Annotated in this window: 14 protein-coding genes; 10 read left to right on the top strand and 4 right to left on the bottom strand. The window is 52.9% G+C overall.

The genetic code is table 11. From position 1 onward, the window contains the following. Nucleotides 1-45 precede the first annotated feature (45 nt). Nucleotides 46-1,512: a mannitol dehydrogenase family protein gene (locus tag AB4K05_RS10385; protein WP_368479904.1), complete on the bottom strand. Its 1,467-nt coding sequence runs from the start codon at nt 1,510-1,512 to the stop codon at nt 46-48. 205 nt (nt 1,513-1,717) lie between these two features. On the opposite strand from AB4K05_RS10385, the gene uxuA reads away from it, so the two are divergent. After that, on the top strand, nt 1,718-2,908 hold the full coding sequence (gene uxuA / locus AB4K05_RS10380; RefSeq protein ID WP_368479903.1) for a mannonate dehydratase: 1,191 nt from the start codon (nt 1,718-1,720) through the stop codon (nt 2,906-2,908). 154 nt (nt 2,909-3,062) lie between these two features. Here uxuA and yeiP read toward each other — a convergent pair whose 3' ends face one another. Further along, nucleotides 3,063-3,635: an elongation factor P-like protein YeiP gene (yeiP, locus tag AB4K05_RS10375; protein ID WP_061279423.1), complete on the bottom strand. Its 573-nt coding sequence runs from the start codon at nt 3,633-3,635 to the stop codon at nt 3,063-3,065. Nucleotides 3,636-3,790: 155 nt separating this feature from the next. Between yeiP and AB4K05_RS10370 the strand changes: the two genes are divergently transcribed. Further along, nucleotides 3,791-4,045: a YkgJ family cysteine cluster protein gene (locus AB4K05_RS10370; protein ID WP_368480156.1), complete on the top strand. Its 255-nt coding sequence runs from the start codon at nt 3,791-3,793 to the stop codon at nt 4,043-4,045. Here AB4K05_RS10370 and setB read toward each other — a convergent pair. Continuing rightward, nucleotides 4,042-5,223 carry a sugar efflux transporter SetB gene (gene setB / locus AB4K05_RS10365; protein ID WP_368479902.1) on the bottom strand — a complete coding sequence of 394 codons (1,182 nt, stop codon included), beginning with the start codon at nt 5,221-5,223 and terminating at the stop codon, nt 4,042-4,044. The genes AB4K05_RS10370 and setB overlap by 4 nt on opposite strands. A gap of 363 nt (nt 5,224-5,586) precedes the next feature. Between setB and fruB the strand changes: the two genes are divergently transcribed. The 6 genes from fruB to AB4K05_RS10335 all read left to right on the top strand — a co-directional run bounded on the left by fruB (nt 5,587) and on the right by AB4K05_RS10335 (nt 12,849). Further along, nucleotides 5,587-6,717, top strand: a complete 1,131-nt coding sequence (fruB, locus tag AB4K05_RS10360; protein ID WP_368479901.1) for a fused PTS fructose transporter subunit IIA/HPr protein — start codon at nt 5,587-5,589, stop codon at nt 6,715-6,717. Continuing rightward, nucleotides 6,718-7,656, top strand: a complete 939-nt coding sequence (gene fruK / locus AB4K05_RS10355) for a 1-phosphofructokinase (protein ID WP_185666893.1) — start codon at nt 6,718-6,720, stop codon at nt 7,654-7,656. A gap of 15 nt (nt 7,657-7,671) precedes the next feature. Beyond that, nucleotides 7,672-9,354, top strand: coding sequence for a PTS fructose transporter subunit IIBC (gene fruA, locus AB4K05_RS10350; RefSeq protein ID WP_368479900.1), 1,683 nt, complete (start codon nt 7,672-7,674; stop codon nt 9,352-9,354). 283 nt (nt 9,355-9,637) lie between these two features. Further along, on the top strand, nt 9,638-10,579 hold the full coding sequence (locus AB4K05_RS10345) for a pseudouridine kinase (protein ID WP_368479899.1): 942 nt from the start codon (nt 9,638-9,640) through the stop codon (nt 10,577-10,579). Continuing rightward, on the top strand, nt 10,567-11,502 hold the full coding sequence (locus tag AB4K05_RS10340) for a pseudouridine-5'-phosphate glycosidase (RefSeq protein ID WP_368479898.1): 936 nt from the start codon (nt 10,567-10,569) through the stop codon (nt 11,500-11,502). Before AB4K05_RS10345 ends, AB4K05_RS10340 begins: the two co-directional genes overlap by 13 nt. Before the next feature lie 96 nt (nt 11,503-11,598). Further along, nucleotides 11,599-12,849 (top strand): NupC/NupG family nucleoside CNT transporter, encoded by a 1,251-nt coding sequence (locus AB4K05_RS10335; protein WP_368479897.1) that lies wholly within the window; start codon nt 11,599-11,601, stop codon nt 12,847-12,849. A 36-nt stretch (nt 12,850-12,885) separates the two neighbouring features. Here the strand turns inward: AB4K05_RS10335 and AB4K05_RS10330 are convergent, their stop codons facing one another. Beyond that, a complete protein-coding gene (locus tag AB4K05_RS10330) occupies nt 12,886-13,584 on the bottom strand; it encodes a transcriptional regulator YeiL (RefSeq protein ID WP_368479896.1) in 699 nt (232 codons plus the stop codon). A gap of 128 nt (nt 13,585-13,712) precedes the next feature. Between AB4K05_RS10330 and rihB the strand changes: the two genes are divergently transcribed. Together rihB and AB4K05_RS10320 are read left to right on the top strand one after the other, a co-directional pair. Next, nucleotides 13,713-14,645, top strand: a complete 933-nt coding sequence (gene rihB, locus AB4K05_RS10325; protein ID WP_368479895.1) for a ribosylpyrimidine nucleosidase — start codon at nt 13,713-13,715, stop codon at nt 14,643-14,645. Nucleotides 14,646-14,748: 103 nt separating this feature from the next. After that, the gene (locus AB4K05_RS10320) at nt 14,749-15,999 is read left to right on the top strand and encodes a NupC/NupG family nucleoside CNT transporter (protein ID WP_368479894.1); all 1,251 of its coding nucleotides are present in this window, start codon (nt 14,749-14,751) and stop codon (nt 15,997-15,999) included. The last annotated feature ends 9 nt before the right edge of the window (nt 16,000-16,008 follow it).

The raw sequence follows: 16,008 nt of genomic DNA, 5'->3' as shown, positions 1-16,008 counted from the left end.
TTTGCGATGAGCCAGCCGCAACCGGCTCATTTACGCAGAGAAATGTTAGTGATTGAGCGCGTTGAGCAGCGCCTGACGCGCGCCAAGCTGGGCAAGGTTTTGCCAAGCCTGCTTGATGGCGTCCACGAACTGAGGGTGGGTAGGCAGGTCGTTACCGAAGATTTCCTGTAGTGATAACAATGCCTCTACGCGATTGTCGTCGTTGCTGCCCTCGACCAGTACGCGAATCTTCTCCGCCAGCGGGTCGCGAACATCAATCGGCTGGCCGGCATCATCCACGCCGCTCACGTAGCGCATCCACCCGGCAACCGCCAGCGCCAGCAGCGGCCAGTGACTTCCCTGCTGAAGATGAATACGGATGCCATCAAGCAGACGCTGAGGCAGCTTCTGACTACCATCCATTGCGATTTGCCAAGTGCGATGTTGCAGCGCCGGGTTGCTAAAGCGTTCAATCAGGCTATCGGCGTAGGCATTGAGATCGACGCCGGTAATATGCAGGGTAGGAGCCTGTTCCGCCAACATCAGATGACGTGCGGCGCGACGGAAGGATTCATCCTGCATGCAATCGCTAATATGCGCATAGCCCGCTAGATATCCTAGGTAAGCGAGGAACGAGTGGCTGCCGTTTAACATGCGCAGCTTCATCTCTTCCCACGGCAGCACGTCATCGACCAACTGCGCGCCAGCGCTGCCCCAGTCAGGACGCCCGGCGACAAAGTTGTCTTCAATGACCCACTGAAGAAACGGCTCACAGCTGATGGCGCACGGATCTTCCACCCCCAGTTCACGGGTGATTTCGTTAAGCGAGGCTTCAGTGGCCGCCGGGACGATGCGATCGACCATGGTGCCAGGGAAGCTGACGTGTTCAGCAATCCATTCGGCAAGCGCTGGAGAGCGTCGGGCGGCCATATCCAACACCGCATTTTTCACCACGTGGCCGTTATCGGGAATATTATCGCAGGAGAGCACGGTAAAGGCCGGCAGCCCGCGTTCGCGGCGACGATGTAGCGCTTCAACGAGAATGCCCGGTGCGGAATGCGGTTCGCTTGGTGATTGCAGATCGTGGACGATCCTCGGCTGCGTGAAATCCAAATGCCCGGTCGCCGGATCGATGCAGTAACCCTTCTCGGTAATCGTCAGTGAAACAATGGCCACCTGTGGTTCACAGAATTTTTCGATGATAGCGGCCAGTGAATCCAGCTTCGCGTTCAGGCACTCACGCACCGCACCCACAATGATGGGCTGGTTCCCGGCAGCGCTTTTCTCCAACACGGTAAACAGATGGTCCTGCTGACGAAGCTGACTCATCAGCACATCGCCGCTGAACAAGCTGATTTCACAAATACCCCAGTCTCCGCCGTGCTGGTTCAGCACCCGGTTGGTTAACAACGCTTGGTGTGCGCGGTGGAAGGCACCAAAACCGAAGTGCACAATCCGCGAACGCAGCAGTTGTCTATCATATTGCGGCTGTTGCACGCTTGCGGGGAGGGCGGCAGAGGCTATTGTATTCATTGTTTATACATCCGATTAACGATTAATTAACGCCTGCAGTGTAAAGTTATATGACAGCAAATTGAATTGGTGTGCCGTATTTATCGCGTTAGTGTGAGCTGGATCAATCAATCCAGGCGGATTTATTGACCGGTAAGAATTAGCCTGTATGGTAGTCGTCATTAACAGTGATTTTATTGGTATAACAACTTTAGAGGGTTAGGCAATGGAACAAACCTGGCGTTGGTACGGCCCGAACGATCCGGTATCTCTTGATGATGTGCGTCAGGCTGGCGCGACGGGCGTTGTCACGGCATTGCACCACATTGCGAACGGTCTGGTATGGCCGGTTGAAGAAATCAAACAACGTCAGGCGATACTGGCTGAAAAAGGGCTGACCTGGTCCGTGGTTGAAAGTATTCCTGTGCATGAAGACATCAAAACCGCGTCCGGTCAGTGCCAGACTTGGATTGCCAACTACCAGCAGAGCATTCGTAATCTGGCTGAGTGCGGCATCGATACCGTGTGCTACAACTTCATGCCCATCCTCGACTGGACGCGTACCGATCTGGAGTACACGCTGGAAGATGGCTCTAAAGCACTGCGTTTTGACCAGATTGCCTTTGCGGCATTCGAACTGCACATCTTAAAGCGCGAAGGCGCGCAGAACGACTACAGCGAAGAAGAACAGCGTCAGGCTCAGGCCTACTTCACCGCCATGAGCGAAGCGGAAGTCACTAAGCTGACCCGTAACATCATTGCTGGCCTGCCGGGTGCGGAAGAGGGTTACACCCTTGACCAGTTCCGTGCGCGTCTGGCGGAATACGATCACATCAGCAAAGAACAGTTGCGTGAAAACATGGCTGTGTTCCTGCGGGCGATTGTGCCGGTTGCGGAAGAAGTGGGCGTGCGTTTAGCCGTTCACCCGGACGATCCACCGCGCCCAATCCTTGGCCTGCCGCGTATCGTGTCTACCATCGAAGATATGCAGTGGCTGAAAGAGACCGTTAACAGCATTAACAACGGCTTCACCATGTGCACGGGTTCTTACGGTGTTCGCGCCGATAATGATCTGGTGAAAATGATTGAAACCTTTGGCGACCGTATTCACTTCACGCACCTGCGTTCTACCTGCCGTGAAGAGAACCCGAAAACCTTCCATGAAGCCGCGCATCTGCAGGGCGACGTGAATATGGTGGCGGTCGTTGACGCGATTCTGACCGAAGAGCAGCGTCGTAAGAAAGCCGGCGATCTGCGCCCAATTCCAATGCGTCCTGACCACGGTCACCAGATGCTGGACGACCTGAAGAAAAAAACCAACCCGGGCTACTCGGCGATTGGCCGTCTGAAAGGTCTGGCGGAAGTGCGCGGCGTTGAGCTGGCGCTGAAAACCACCAAGTTCCGCGACCTGCTGTAATCATGTTTTACCCGGTGCCGCCTTGAGCCTCGAGGCGCGCACTATCATAAAAAAGGCAGCCAAATGGCTGCCCTTTTTTGCGCCCGTAGGCCTGATAAGCGAAGCGCCATCAGGCGCCAAGGAGCGCACAGCCGGATATGCCGTAGAGCGCGAATTAGTCCGCGCGGCACATATAACGTTTTTCTTCGATATGAACGCGAATTTTTTCGCCGGTGGTCAGGTACTCAGGAACCTGCACAACCAGACCGGTGGTCAGGGTGGCGGGTTTGGTACGGGAGCTGGCGGATGCGCCTTTAATACCCGGAGCGGTTTCCACGATTTCCAGATCTACGGTCTGCGGCAGTTCAAGCGCCAGAACCTGGCCATCCCACAGCAGAACCTGCATGTCAGGCATGCCGCCTTCTGGGATGAACTGCAGCTCATCGGCAATTTGATCGTGGGCGAAGATGTACGGTGTGTAATCTTCTTTATCCATAAACACGTATTCGTTGCCATCAATATAGGAGAAGTCAACGAAACGGCGATTCAAGGTCACGGTATCGACCATGTCATCGCCCTTAAAACGCTCTTCGACTTTCAGCCCGGTGCTGACGTCGGAAAAACGCATTTTGTACAGCGTTGCTGCGCCGCGGGCGCTCGGTGACTGAATATCAATATTTTTTACAATCAGCAGCTTGCCGTTGTAATTCAGCACCATACCTTTTTTGATTTCGTTCGCTCTTGGCATTGCAATTATCCTGTGAAAAAGGGTATCGAAAATATCGCGTAAAATTACTCGTGACGGGCGTTTCAGGCAAGCGGAATTAAAGGCTTTTGCCATCTCTGACTAAAAGGTGGTACTGTGCGCCACCATTGACTTAATCCCAGAATCGAGAGCCCATGATGGAATGTCGTCCTGACTGCGGCGCTTGCTGCACTGCCCCCTCTATTTCCAGCCCGATTCCCGGCATGCCTGACGGCAAACCGGCCAACACGCCCTGCATACAGCTCGATGAACACCAGCGCTGTAAAATCTTTGCTTCGCCTCTACGGCCAAAAGTGTGCGCAGGGTTGCAGCCTGCGCGTGATATGTGCGGCACAACCCGTATCGAGGCGATGACCTGGTTACTGGAACTTGAAATGCTGACTGCGCCCTAAACGTCTTTAATTCTTATTAGGCACAGCAGAGTGCCGACACACAGCGCCAGCGCAATCCAAAAGACGGTGTGGTAGTTCCAGATTTCAGCCACGACACCGGCTAGCGAACCTGCAATGATCCAGCCTACGCGCGAGGTGTTGGCATACAGCGTGGTCGCCGAGCCTGCCTGTCCTGGCATCATGTCTTGAAAATAGAGCATGCCAATCCCGCCGAGGATCCCAATATAAATCGCGTTCAGCAGCTGCATCGCCAGCAACAGCATTGGGCTGCTAAACGTCAGCATACCAATATAAAAGAGTAGGCCCGCGACCGCTGCGATGCGCATCAACAGACGTTTACCTAGGCGCTTGGCAAAATAACCTGCAATCAGCATGGTTGGGATTTCCAGCCCGGCGGCGGTTCCCATCATTATCCCCGCTAGCTTTTCCGGCAGATGCAGTTCATTGATGATGTACAGCGGCATGTTGATGATATACAGGCTGTTGGTGCCCCACATCAGGGTGCAGATGACAAACAGCAGCAGGGTATCTTTGCGGTTAGAGCGCGGCGCTTGAATGCCACCGCTGACGGTGGCCTGTTCCTTACGCATGGTTGGCAAGAAAAATCTAACCATCACGCCACACACCACAAAGGCCACAGCGGCTGACAGATACATGGTGGTAAAACCAAATCCCATCGCCAGCGCATAGGCTAGCGGCGGTCCGATAACCCACGCTAGCGAAACCTGAGCACGCATAATCGAGCTGAACATCACCGCTTCACGGCCCGTTTTGTCGGCATGTTCGCGAGCAAGGGCGAACATCTGCGGGTTAGCGGTCGAACCAAAGCTGCTCAGAAAAACGCCGACAAACAGCAAAATAAAGTAGTTACGGTTCCAAGCGAATAGCATGCAGGCCAGCACGCCCAGCAAGCAGCAGAAGACGATGAGGTTTTTACGGTCGCCGCGTTTATCGGAATAGCTGGCTAAAAACTGGCTGACGAAGATGCCGATAACCGCGCTACCGGTAAAGAAGAATCCGACCATCGCCGGGCGAACATGAACCTCGTTGCTGAGAAACAGGCTGAGCGTTGGTGTCTGTAGGGCGCCTGCAATGCCGGTTAAAAACGCGACAATCAGGAACGAAGAAGATGTGAAATCAAACGATCGCCGTGGGGTGGCGGCGGTACTGTTTTGCATGTTGTTTTATCGGTCACTTTAGAAGAGGCGGGGGAGTTTACGCCGCGACTCAGAAAATGAACAGTAACCTAAATCAAATTCGGCACTAAAAACTAAAAGGCCATTTCAAAAATTTAGCTTACGTCTTGCTGACGCGCTCGACGACGCTCACCTTTAGCGTCAGCAGTTGTGGCAATAATGCTAATGAAATGTGCTGTAGATCTGATTTTTGCGATCAAGTTTGCTGCTTAGCTTGCCGTCTGGTTAAGAAAGGCACAAGATTATTGAAACGTTTCAGCGTCGTCTTCAGCATCAATCACGCTAAGTGCGACGGTTTTTTCTCACAAGAGCTGAATCGATTCAATTCGAAAAGCGAGGGGAACCATGTTCCAGTTAACTGTTCAGGATATTCATCCGGGCCAGCAGGCCGCGAATAAAGAAGAAGCTATTCGGCAAGTTGCTGCGGCGCTGGTTAGCGCTGGCAATGTTGCTGATGGTTACGTTGCCGGCATGCTGGCGCGTGAGCAACAAACGTCGACTTTCCTCGGCAATGGCATTGCCATTCCGCACGGCACTACTGATACCCGCGATCAGGTGCTGAAAACCGGCGTACAGGTTTATCAGTTTCCGCAGGGTGTTACCTGGGGTGAAGGGCAGACAGCGTATGTCGCCATTGGTATTGCCGCCAGCTCCGACGAACATCTTGGCCTGCTGCGTCAACTGACGCACGTGCTGAGTGATGACGACGTAGCTGAACAGCTGAAAACCGCGACCACCGCTGAAGAGCTGCGCGCATTGCTGATGGGCGAGAAGCTTAGCGAAGCGCTGAAACTCGATAACGAAACGCTTTCACTGGATGTTGCCGCCAGCTCGCTGGTAGCGCTGCAGGCGCTGAATGCTGCACGTTTGAAAGAAGCAAATGCGGTAGATGCCAACTTCGTGGCGCGTGTGATTAACGAACAGCCACTGAATCTGGGCCAGGGTATCTGGCTTAGCGACAGCGCGGAAGGCAACCTGCGCAGCGCTATTGCGGTCAGCCGAGCAGCCGCGCCGTTTAGCGTAGGCGAAGAACAAGCCGCCGTGCTGATTACCGTTGCCATGGCCGATGCGCAGCCGACAGCCGTACTGAATCGCTTGGTAAATCTGCTGTTGGATAACAAAGCTGAACGTCTGCTGAAAGCTGATGCTGCTACGCTGCTGGCGCTGCTGACCAGCGATGACGCCGCGGCTGAAGACGTGCTGAACGAAGAGTTTGTGATTCGTAACGAACACGGTCTGCATGCGCGTCCGGGCACCATGCTGGTGAACACTATTAAACAATTTAGAAGTGACATTACCGTGACCAACCTTGATGGCAGCGGTAAACCAGCCAACGGCCGCAGCCTGATGAAGGTGGTCGCACTGGGTGTTAAGAAAGGTCATCGTCTGCGCTTTACCGCCCAGGGCGATGATGCTCGTCAGGCGCTGGACGCCATTGGCGAAGCAATTGCTTCAGGCCTAGGGGAGGGCGCATAAATGAGCAGAAGAGTAGCCACAATTACCTTAAACCCAGCCTATGATTTGGTAGGGTTTACGCCAGAAGTTGAACGCGGGGAAGTGAACCTGGTTCGCACTACCGGACTGCATGCGGCAGGTAAAGGCATCAACGTGGCGAAAGTGCTGAAGGATTTAGGCATCGACGTGACCGTCGGCGGCTTCCTTGGCAAAGATAATCAGGACGGTTTTCAGCAGTTGTTCAGCGAACTGGGCATTGCTAACCGTTTTCAGGTCGTACAGGGCCGTACTCGTATTAACGTTAAGCTGACCGAAAAAGATGGCGAAGTGACCGATTTCAACTTCTCTGGCTTTGAAGTCACGCCGTCCGACTGGGAACGTTTTGTTAACGACTCCCTTAGCTGGCTGGGTCAGTTCGATATGGTGTGCGTCAGCGGCAGTCTGCCGGCTGGCGTTAGCCCGGAAGCATTCACCGACTGGATGACGCGTCTGCGCAGCCAATGTCCGTGCATTATTTTCGACAGCAGCCGTGAAGCGCTGGTGGCGGGCCTTAAAGCTGCGCCGTGGTTAGTGAAACCGAACCGTCGCGAGTTGGAAATCTGGGCAGGCCGCAAGCTGCCTGAAATGAAAGATGTCATTGAAGCCGCACACGCGCTGCGTGAGCAGGGTATCGCCCACGTCGTTATCTCACTCGGTGCTGAAGGCGCGCTGTGGGTTAATGCTTCAGGTGAATGGATTGCCAAACCGCCTTCAATGGAAGTTGTCAGTACGGTTGGTGCTGGGGATTCGATGGTTGGCGGCCTGATTTATGGCCTGCTGATGCGTGAATCCAGTGAGCATACCCTCCGTCTTGCAACGGCAGTCGCGGCGCTGGCTGTTAGCCAGAGCAACGTCGGCATCACCGACCGTACCCAGTTGGCCGCGATGATGGCGCGTGTCGACCTGAAACCCTTTAACTAACAGCGGGAGAGGCGTATGAAAACGCTGCTGATTATCGATGCTAAACTCGGGCAGGCTCGTGCTTACATGGCGAAGACCTTGCTGGGTACAGCCGCGCCAAAAGCGCGTCTGGAGTTGATTGATAACCCGAATGACGCTGAGCTGGCGGTCGTTTTGGGCTCTACTTTACCGGCGGACAGTGCGCTGGTGGGTAAACAGGTTTACTTAGGCGACATCAACCGCGCGGTTTCACACCCGGAGCTGTTCCTGAGCGAAGCCAAAGCGCATGCAAAACCGTATGAAGCCCCGGCTCAGGCCGAGCCAACGGCTCCCGGTGCGGTGAAGCGTATTGTTGCCGTCACCGCCTGTCCAACCGGCGTGGCACATACCTTCATGGCGGCGGAAGCGATTGAAACCGAAGCCAAAAAACGCGGTCTGTGGGTGAAAGTGGAAACCCGTGGCTCCGTGGGCGCCGGGAATGCGATTACGCCGGAAGAAGTGGCGGATGCGGATCTGGTGATTGTGGCGGCGGATATTGAAGTGGATCTGGCGAAGTTTGCCGGTAAGCCAATGTATCGCACCACCACAGGCCTTGCGCTGAAGAAAACCGCGCAGGAACTGGATAAGGCGATGGTTGAAGCTAAGCCATATCAGCCAACCGGACAGCAAGCATCGACAGAAGGCGCGAAGAAAGAGAGCGGCGGCGGGGCGTATCGTCACCTGCTGACCGGTGTTTCTTACATGCTGCCAATGGTGGTGGCGGGTGGTTTGTGTATTGCGCTCTCCTTCGCATTCGGCATTAAAGCTTTTGAAGTGAAAGGTACGCTGGCAGCAGCGTTGATGCAGATCGGCGGTGGTTCAGCCTTTGCGCTGATGGTGCCGGTGTTGGCCGGTTTCATCGCCTTCTCCATCGCTGACCGTCCGGGTCTGACCCCAGGTCTTATCGGCGGTATGTTGGCGGTGAGCGGTGGTTCCGGCTTTATTGGCGGTATCATTGCAGGCTTCCTCGCGGGTTATGCGGCGAAATTTATCAGTACCAAACTGAAGTTGCCGCCAAGCATGGAAGCGCTCAAACCCATTCTGATAATCCCGCTGGTTTCCAGTCTGGTTGTTGGTCTGGCGATGATCTACCTGATTGGTACCCCGGTTGCGGCACTGCTGAACTGGCTGACCCACTGGCTGCAAACCATGGGTACGGCGAACGCGGTACTGCTGGGCGCAATCCTTGGTGCGATGATGTGTACCGATATGGGTGGTCCGGTGAACAAAGCAGCATACGCCTTTGGTGTTGGCCTGCTGAGTACGCAAACCTACGCGCCGATGGCGGCGATTATGGCGGCCGGTATGGTGCCACCGCTGGCGATGGGTATTGCGACCTTGGTTGCCCGCAACAAGTTCGACAAAGGTCAACGTGAAGGTGGTAAAGCAGCGCTGGTTCTGGGCCTGTGCTTTATCTCCGAAGGTGCGATTCCGTTCGCTGCTCGTGACCCGATGCGCGTTCTGCCATGCTGTATCATTGGCGGTGCGGTGACCGGCGCAATCTCGATGCTGGTCGGTGCAAAACTGATGGCACCACATGGTGGTCTGTTTGTCCTGCTGATTCCAGGCGCCATTACGCCGGTGCTGGGCTACTTGGTGGCGATTGTCGTCGGTACGCTGGTGGCGGGTCTGTCTTACGCGGTGCTGAAACGCCCGGAAGCAGTCGCTAACCAAGCGTAAGTTCATCTCGACCTTAAGGGCAGAGTTATCTCTGCCCTTTTTTTATTTTTAAAATTTGCGCCCTATCTTTCAATTTTCTCCTCGCTTTCAGCCAGTATCAGCCAAAATCTGTGACCCCTCTCATATCTATTCACTTTCGCTTAGTGAGATGGATTTACTTTATCTAAAACACGCCTATCATGAACACATGTTTAATAATGAACATTTGCTCTAATATCTATCTTCGATACCAACGTTGCTAACGAACTCATTATCATGACAATTTATTGTCAGAGGACGTGCCATGTGTAAAAAGGAATATGTTGTCACTATTGGTTCTGCCAATATAGATGTGGCTGGTTATTCGCATGCGTCATTAAACTATGCGGATTCAAATCCTGGGAAAATAAAATTCACTCCCGGCGGCGTCGGGCGCAATATCGCACATAATCTCGCGCTGCTGGGAAAACCATCATGGTTATTAACAGCCGTTGGCAGTGATTTTTATGGGCAATCATTATTGGCCCAAACCCGTCAGCCAGGTGTACATGTTGATAAATGTCAGATTGTTTCCGGTGAAAATACATCAAGTTATTTATCCTTGCTTGATAATACCGGTGAAATGCTGGTCGCCATTAATGATATGGATATCACCGACCATATTTCTGCGGCGTTTTTAGCGCAGCATGCTGATTTTATTCGCGGTGCAAAGGTGATTGTCGCCGACTGCAATATTAGCGAAGAGGCACTGGCATGGGTTGTGGAAAATGCGGGCTCGACGCCGGTGTTTGTCGATCCGGTTTCAGCATGGAAATGCGTCAAAATCCGCGAGCGGTTGGGCCAAATCCACACGCTGAAACCCAATCGACTGGAAGCCGAAACGCTAAGCGGCATCGCGCTGTCTGGGCGAGAAGATGTTGGGAAAGTCGCAGCATGGTTCCATGAACGCGGGCTTAATCGGCTGGTGCTCAGCATGGGAGGCGACGGCGTATATTACAGCGATATTCATGGTGAAACTGGCTGGTCGCGCCCTATAAAAACCAACGTCATCAATGTGACCGGCGCCGGTGACGCCATGATGGCCGGGCTGGCCTCTTGCTGGGTGGACAACGTGCCATTTATTGACTCTGTTCGATTTGCTCAGGGCTGTGCCGCAATGGCGCTGGCTAGTGAGTATACCAATAATCCTAATTTATCTATTTCGAACGTTACATCGTTAGTGGAGAACATAGAATGTCTGAATTAACGCTTTCATCTGAATTATTACAGATTTCCCTTGAAGTACAGGAAGCTTTAAATAGCAAGAAACCAATTGTCGCGCTTGAGTCGACGATTATTTCTCACGGCATGCCTTTCCCACAAAATGCGCAAACTGCTATTGAGGTGGAAGAAACAATTCGTAAGCATGGCGCAGTTCCAGCCACCATCGCCATTATTGGCGGCATAATGAAAGTCGGATTGAGTAAGACGGAAATTGAATTATTAGGCCGTGAAGGTCACAACGTGACAAAAGTAAGTCGCCGTGATTTACCATTCGTTGTCGCTGCCGGAAAAAATGGAGCAACCACCGTGGCTTCAACCATGATTATTGCCGCACTGGCGGGAATTAAAGTATTTGCAACGGGTGGTATTGGTGGCGTCCACCGCGGAGCGGAACATTCATTTGATATTTCTGCAGATTTGCAAGAATTAGCGCATACCAACGTCACGGTCATTTGCGCGGGGGCAAAATCTATTCTTGATCTGGGGTTAACCACCGAATATCTGGAGACCTATGGGGTGCCGCTTATTGGTTATCAAACCAAATCGTTGCCAGCATTTTTCTGCCGCACCAGCCCGTTTGAAGTCAGCATTCGTCTCGACAGCGCTAAAGAGATTGCCCGGGCGATGGCGGTGAAATGGCAGGCCGGCCTGAACGGTGGCTTGGTGGTTGCTAACCCTATCCCAGAACAGTTTGCGATGGCGGAAGAAGAGATCAATGCCGCCATCGACAGGGCGGTGAAGGAAGCGGAAGAGCAGGGGGTTGTGGGCAAAGAGAGCACGCCGTTCCTGCTGGCTCGCGTGGCGGAGCTCACTGGAGGCGATAGTCTGAAATCCAATATTCAACTGGTCTTCAACAACGCCGTACTGGCCTGTGACATCGCGAAGGAATATCAGCGCCTCGCGTAACTTAACTTCACGGGCAGTCTGCGGTCGCCCGCGAATATCAAGCATACCAAAACCTGGCGTTTACGCCGGGTTTCCGGGCATGAAGGGAAAATCATTATGGATATAATGAGAAGTCTTGTGGGTATGGTGGTATTGCTGGCAATCGCGTTTCTGCTGTCAGTGAATAAAAAACGTATCAGCCTGCGTACCGTTGGCGCTGCGCTGGTTCTGCAAATTGCCATCGGCGGCATTATGCTCTATTTCCCGCCGGGAAAATGGCTGGTTGAGCAAGCCGCGCTGGGCGTTCATAAGGTGATGTCCTACAGCGATGCAGGCAGCGCCTTTATTTTTGGCTCGCTGGTGGGGCCAAAGATGGATGTTCTCTTTGACGGCGCGGGCTTTATCTTCGCCTTCCGCGTGCTGCCTGCCATTATCTTTGTTACCGCGCTTATCAGCCTGCTTTACTATATTGGCGTGATGGGGCTGCTGATTCGCGTCCTCGGCGGTATCTTCCAGAAAGCGCTGAACATCAGCAAAATTGAGTCCTTCGTGGCCGTGACCACCATTTTCCTCGGGCAAAATGAGATCCCGGCGATCGTCAAACCGTTTATTCATCGCCTGAACCGCAATGAACTGTTTACCGCAATTTGTAGCGGTATGGCGTCTATCGCAGGGTCGATGATGATTGGCTATGCGGGTATGGGAGTGCCGATTGATTACCTGCTGGCGGCATCGCTGATGGCTATTCCCGGTGGGATCCTGTTTGCCCGTATGCTGAGCCCGGCAACCGAGGCATCAACCGTCACCTTCGAGAACCTATCATTTACCGAAACGCCGCCAAAAAGCATCATTGAGGCCGCGGCGAGCGGGGCGATGACCGGCCTGAAAATTGCGGCAGGCGTCGCAACGGTGGTGATGGCTTTTGTCGCCATTATTGCGCTTATTAACGGTATTATCGGCGGCATTGGCGGCTGGTTTGGTTTCGGTCACGCGACGCTTGAAGGGATTTTTGGCTGGGTGCTGGCGCCGCTTGCCTGGATCATGGGCGTCGACTGGAGCGATGCGACGCTGGCTGGCAGCCTGATCGGGCAGAAACTGGCAATCAACGAGTTCGTGGCCTATCTCAACTTCTCACCGTATCTGCAGGCGGGTGGGTCGTTGGATATGAAGACGATTGCGATTATCTCGTTCGCCCTGTGCGGTTTCGCCAACTTTGGTTCTATCGGCGTGGTGGTGGGGGCATTTTCCGCCATTGCGCCGCAGCGTGCGCCGGAAATCGCCCAGCTTGGGATGCGGGCGCTGGCGGCGGCAACGCTCTCTAACCTGATGAGTGCCACCATCGCCGGATTCTTTATCGGACTGGCATAAAATAAAGGCGCGTTAACTTCTGTTGGCGCGCCATTATTAATTCAGTAAATCAATAAATTTATTCTCTGGCTCCATCTCAAGCGCCAGCGCGATCATTCTCTTTTTATCTCTAATGGCATAGCCATTCTTTTGTTTTACCAATAGGCCTTCTCGCGTAAATTGTGCAATAACATATAATAGATGGCGATAGGTTACCCCCATATATTCTGCTGCTTGTGTATGTTTTTCGTGATAAAGATCATCATGTTGTGTCAGTAAAATAAAGGCCGACAGGCGGTTGATTAATGGGAATGACTGATTCTGCGTCAATGAGACAATATTACGATAGTTTTTATGGCTCAATGCGACACAAAGCTGGCGCAGAAAAACAGCATCGTTTAATAGCAGGGGACGATATTGTTTCATGGGTAACGCCAGGCACCAACATTCTTCAATTGCCTGAACCGCGCGAGGTTGGTGATCGGTATCAACCAATTCAATTTCACCGATAAAACATCGCGCACCAAAGAAGTCAATCAACGACACTCTGCCGTTGGATAATGTCGCGTACAGCTTGGCTCGTCCGCGCGCCAAGTAGAACAGATAAGACGGCTGGTTTCCCTCCCGCACAATGTAGTCTCCGGCTGCAATATGGAATAAGCGGGTATCACTCCTTACATCAACAGAGAAGCACTCCGTATAGCCGGAACAGCCGATCAGTTGCTGCCTGAGAACGTCATTTTGGATTTCTTTCACTGTGCTTTCCTAGTATGAGATTTCTCATATTCAGCATACGATTTCTGTCGTTATGATTCTAGCATCGTCATGCTTTTGTTCTTTTAATAAGACGAAAATACCCTACCAGCGAGCAGAGGAAATAAGAAATGGAAAGAAGAAAAATTATTCTTGATTGCGATCCAGGACACGACGATGCTATTGCAATAATGATGGCAGCAAGGCACCCGGCAATTGATTTGCTGGGTATTACCATTGTTGCTGGAAACCAGACGCTGGATAAGACACTAGTGAATGGGTTAAATGTCTGTCAGAAACTCAATATTAATGTGCCAGTTTATGCGGGGATGCCGCAACCAATAATGCGTAAACAGATTGTCGCAGATAATATTCACGGTGAATCGGGTCTGGACGGCCCGGTATTTGAACCACTAACCCGTGAAGCAGAAACGACCCATGCAGTGAAATATATTATTGACACGTTGATGGCAAGCGATGGTGATATTACGCTGGTTCCGGTTGGTCCGTTAAGCAATATTGCTGTGGCGATGCGAATGCAGCCTGCCATTTTGCCGAAAATCCGTGAGATTGTCCTGATGGGCGGTGCCTACGGGACGGGCAATTTTACGCCTTCCGCCGAATTCAACATTTTCGCTGACCCGGAGGCCGCGCGCGTGGTCTTCACCTCCGGTGTGCCGCTGGTGATGATGGGGCTTGACCTGACTAACCAGACCGTTTGTACCGCCGATGTGATTGCCAGAATGGAGAAAGCAGGTGGTCCGGCGGGGCAGTTATTCAGCGACATCATGAATTTCACCCTCAAAACACAGTTCGAAAACTATGGTCTGGCCGGAGGCCCGGTACATGACGCAACCTGTATCGGCTATCTCATTAATCCTCAGGGGATCAAAACACAGGACATGTACGTCGAAGTCGATGTTAACAGTGGGCCGTGCTATGGCCGTACCGTCTGTGATGAGCTAGGGGTACTGGGAAAACCTGCAAACACGAAGGTCGGCATTACCATTGATACCGCCTGGTTCTGGGATCTCGTGGAAGCGTGCGTGCGTCGCTATCTCTGACTGTAAATCGGGTCTGTATCTGAGGGTACAGGCCAGTTAACACCGATGGGCAGTGAGCAGTAGCCCGTAACGAGTTCAGACCTGGCCTAATGGGAATATCATTATGGACATAATGAGAAGTGTTCTGGGGATGGCGGTATTACTGGCAATTGCGTTTCTGCTGTCGGTAAATAAAAAGCATATCAGCTTGCGTACGGTTGGAGCGGCGCTGGTGCTGCAGTTTGCCATTGGTGGCGTAATGCTCTACTTTCCGCCAGGCAAATGGCTGGCCGAGCAGGCGGCGCTGGGGGTACATAGGGTCATGACCTATAGCGACGCCGGGAGCGCTTTTATTTTTGGTTCGCTGGTGGGGCCGAAAATGGATCGGGTTTTTGATGGCGCTGGATTTGTGTTTGCCTTTCGCGTACTCCCGGCGATTATTTTTATTACCGCGCTGGTAAGTTTGTTGTATTACATCGGTGTAATGGGGGGATTAATCCGCATTCTTGGCGGTATTTTCCAGAAAGCGCTGAACATCAGTAAGATCGAATCATTTGTGGCGGTCACCACCATTTTCCTCGGGCAAAACGAGATCCCGGCGATTGTTAAGCCTTTTATGAACCGCTTGAATCGTAATGAGCTATTTACCGCTATTTGCAGTGGGATGGCCTCCATTGCCGGTTCAACCATGATCGGTTATGCCGGTCTGGGCGTACCCATTGATTATCTGTTGGCTGCATCCTTAATGGCGATCCCCGGAGGAATTCTGTTCGCCCGTATGTTAAGCCCAGCGACGGAAGAAACGCAGGTGACGTTTGAAAATCTGTCGTTTACGGAAACCCCGCCTAAAAGCATCATCGAAGCGGCAGCTAGCGGCGCGATGACGGGTCTGAAAATCGCCGCCGGTGTGGCGACGGTGGTGATGGCTTTTGTGGCGATTATTGCGCTGATCAACGGTATTATCGGTGGCATCGGTGGTTGGTTCGGCTTTGGTCACGCTACGCTCGAAGGGATCTTTGGCTGGCTTCTTGCCCCTTTGGCCTGGCTGATGGGCGTTGACTGGAGCGACGCGACGCTGGCAGGCAGCCTGATTGGGCAGAAACTGGCGATCAACGAATTTGTCGCTTATCTCAACTTCTCGCCGTATCTGCAGACTGGCGGTACGTTGGATGTGAAGACGATCGCGATTATCTCGTTCGCGCTGTGTGGATTTGCCAATTTTGGTTCTATCGGGGTTGTCGTGGGCGCATTTTCTGCCGTTGCCCCTCAACGGGCACCAGAAATTGCGCAACTGGGGATGCGCGCGCTGGCGGCGGCGACGCTCTCTAACCTGATGAGTGCCACCATCGCCGGGTTCTTTATCGGGCTGTCGTAATTATTACAG

Origin of the sequence: Kluyvera sp. STS39-E (assembly GCF_040932435.1) — a bacterium.
Taxonomy (GTDB): Bacteria; Pseudomonadota; Gammaproteobacteria; order Enterobacterales; family Enterobacteriaceae; genus Kluyvera.
The sequence above is the reverse complement of the archived record's forward strand: the minus strand, read 5'-3'. Positions and strand labels throughout refer to the sequence as shown.

Coding starts and splice junctions, on each gene's coding strand:
- AB4K05_RS10340 (WP_368479898.1), top strand. CDS start 10,567: ATGTCTGAATTAACGCTTTCATCTGAATTATTACAGATTTCCCTTGAA.
- setB (WP_368479902.1), bottom strand. CDS start 5,223: ATGCAAAACAGTACCGCCGCCACCCCACGGCGATCGTTTGATTTCACA.
- yeiP (WP_061279423.1), bottom strand. CDS start 3,635: ATGCCAAGAGCGAACGAAATCAAAAAAGGTATGGTGCTGAATTACAAC.
- AB4K05_RS10370 (WP_368480156.1), top strand. CDS start 3,791: ATGGAATGTCGTCCTGACTGCGGCGCTTGCTGCACTGCCCCCTCTATT.
- rihB (WP_368479895.1), top strand. CDS start 13,713: ATGGAAAGAAGAAAAATTATTCTTGATTGCGATCCAGGACACGACGAT.
- fruB (WP_368479901.1), top strand. CDS start 5,587: ATGTTCCAGTTAACTGTTCAGGATATTCATCCGGGCCAGCAGGCCGCG.
- AB4K05_RS10320 (WP_368479894.1), top strand. CDS start 14,749: ATGGACATAATGAGAAGTGTTCTGGGGATGGCGGTATTACTGGCAATT.
- fruA (WP_368479900.1), top strand. CDS start 7,672: ATGAAAACGCTGCTGATTATCGATGCTAAACTCGGGCAGGCTCGTGCT.
- AB4K05_RS10385 (WP_368479904.1), bottom strand. CDS start 1,512: ATGAATACAATAGCCTCTGCCGCCCTCCCCGCAAGCGTGCAACAGCCG.
- uxuA (WP_368479903.1), top strand. CDS start 1,718: ATGGAACAAACCTGGCGTTGGTACGGCCCGAACGATCCGGTATCTCTT.
- AB4K05_RS10335 (WP_368479897.1), top strand. CDS start 11,599: ATGGATATAATGAGAAGTCTTGTGGGTATGGTGGTATTGCTGGCAATC.
- AB4K05_RS10345 (WP_368479899.1), top strand. CDS start 9,638: ATGTGTAAAAAGGAATATGTTGTCACTATTGGTTCTGCCAATATAGAT.
- fruK (WP_185666893.1), top strand. CDS start 6,718: ATGAGCAGAAGAGTAGCCACAATTACCTTAAACCCAGCCTATGATTTG.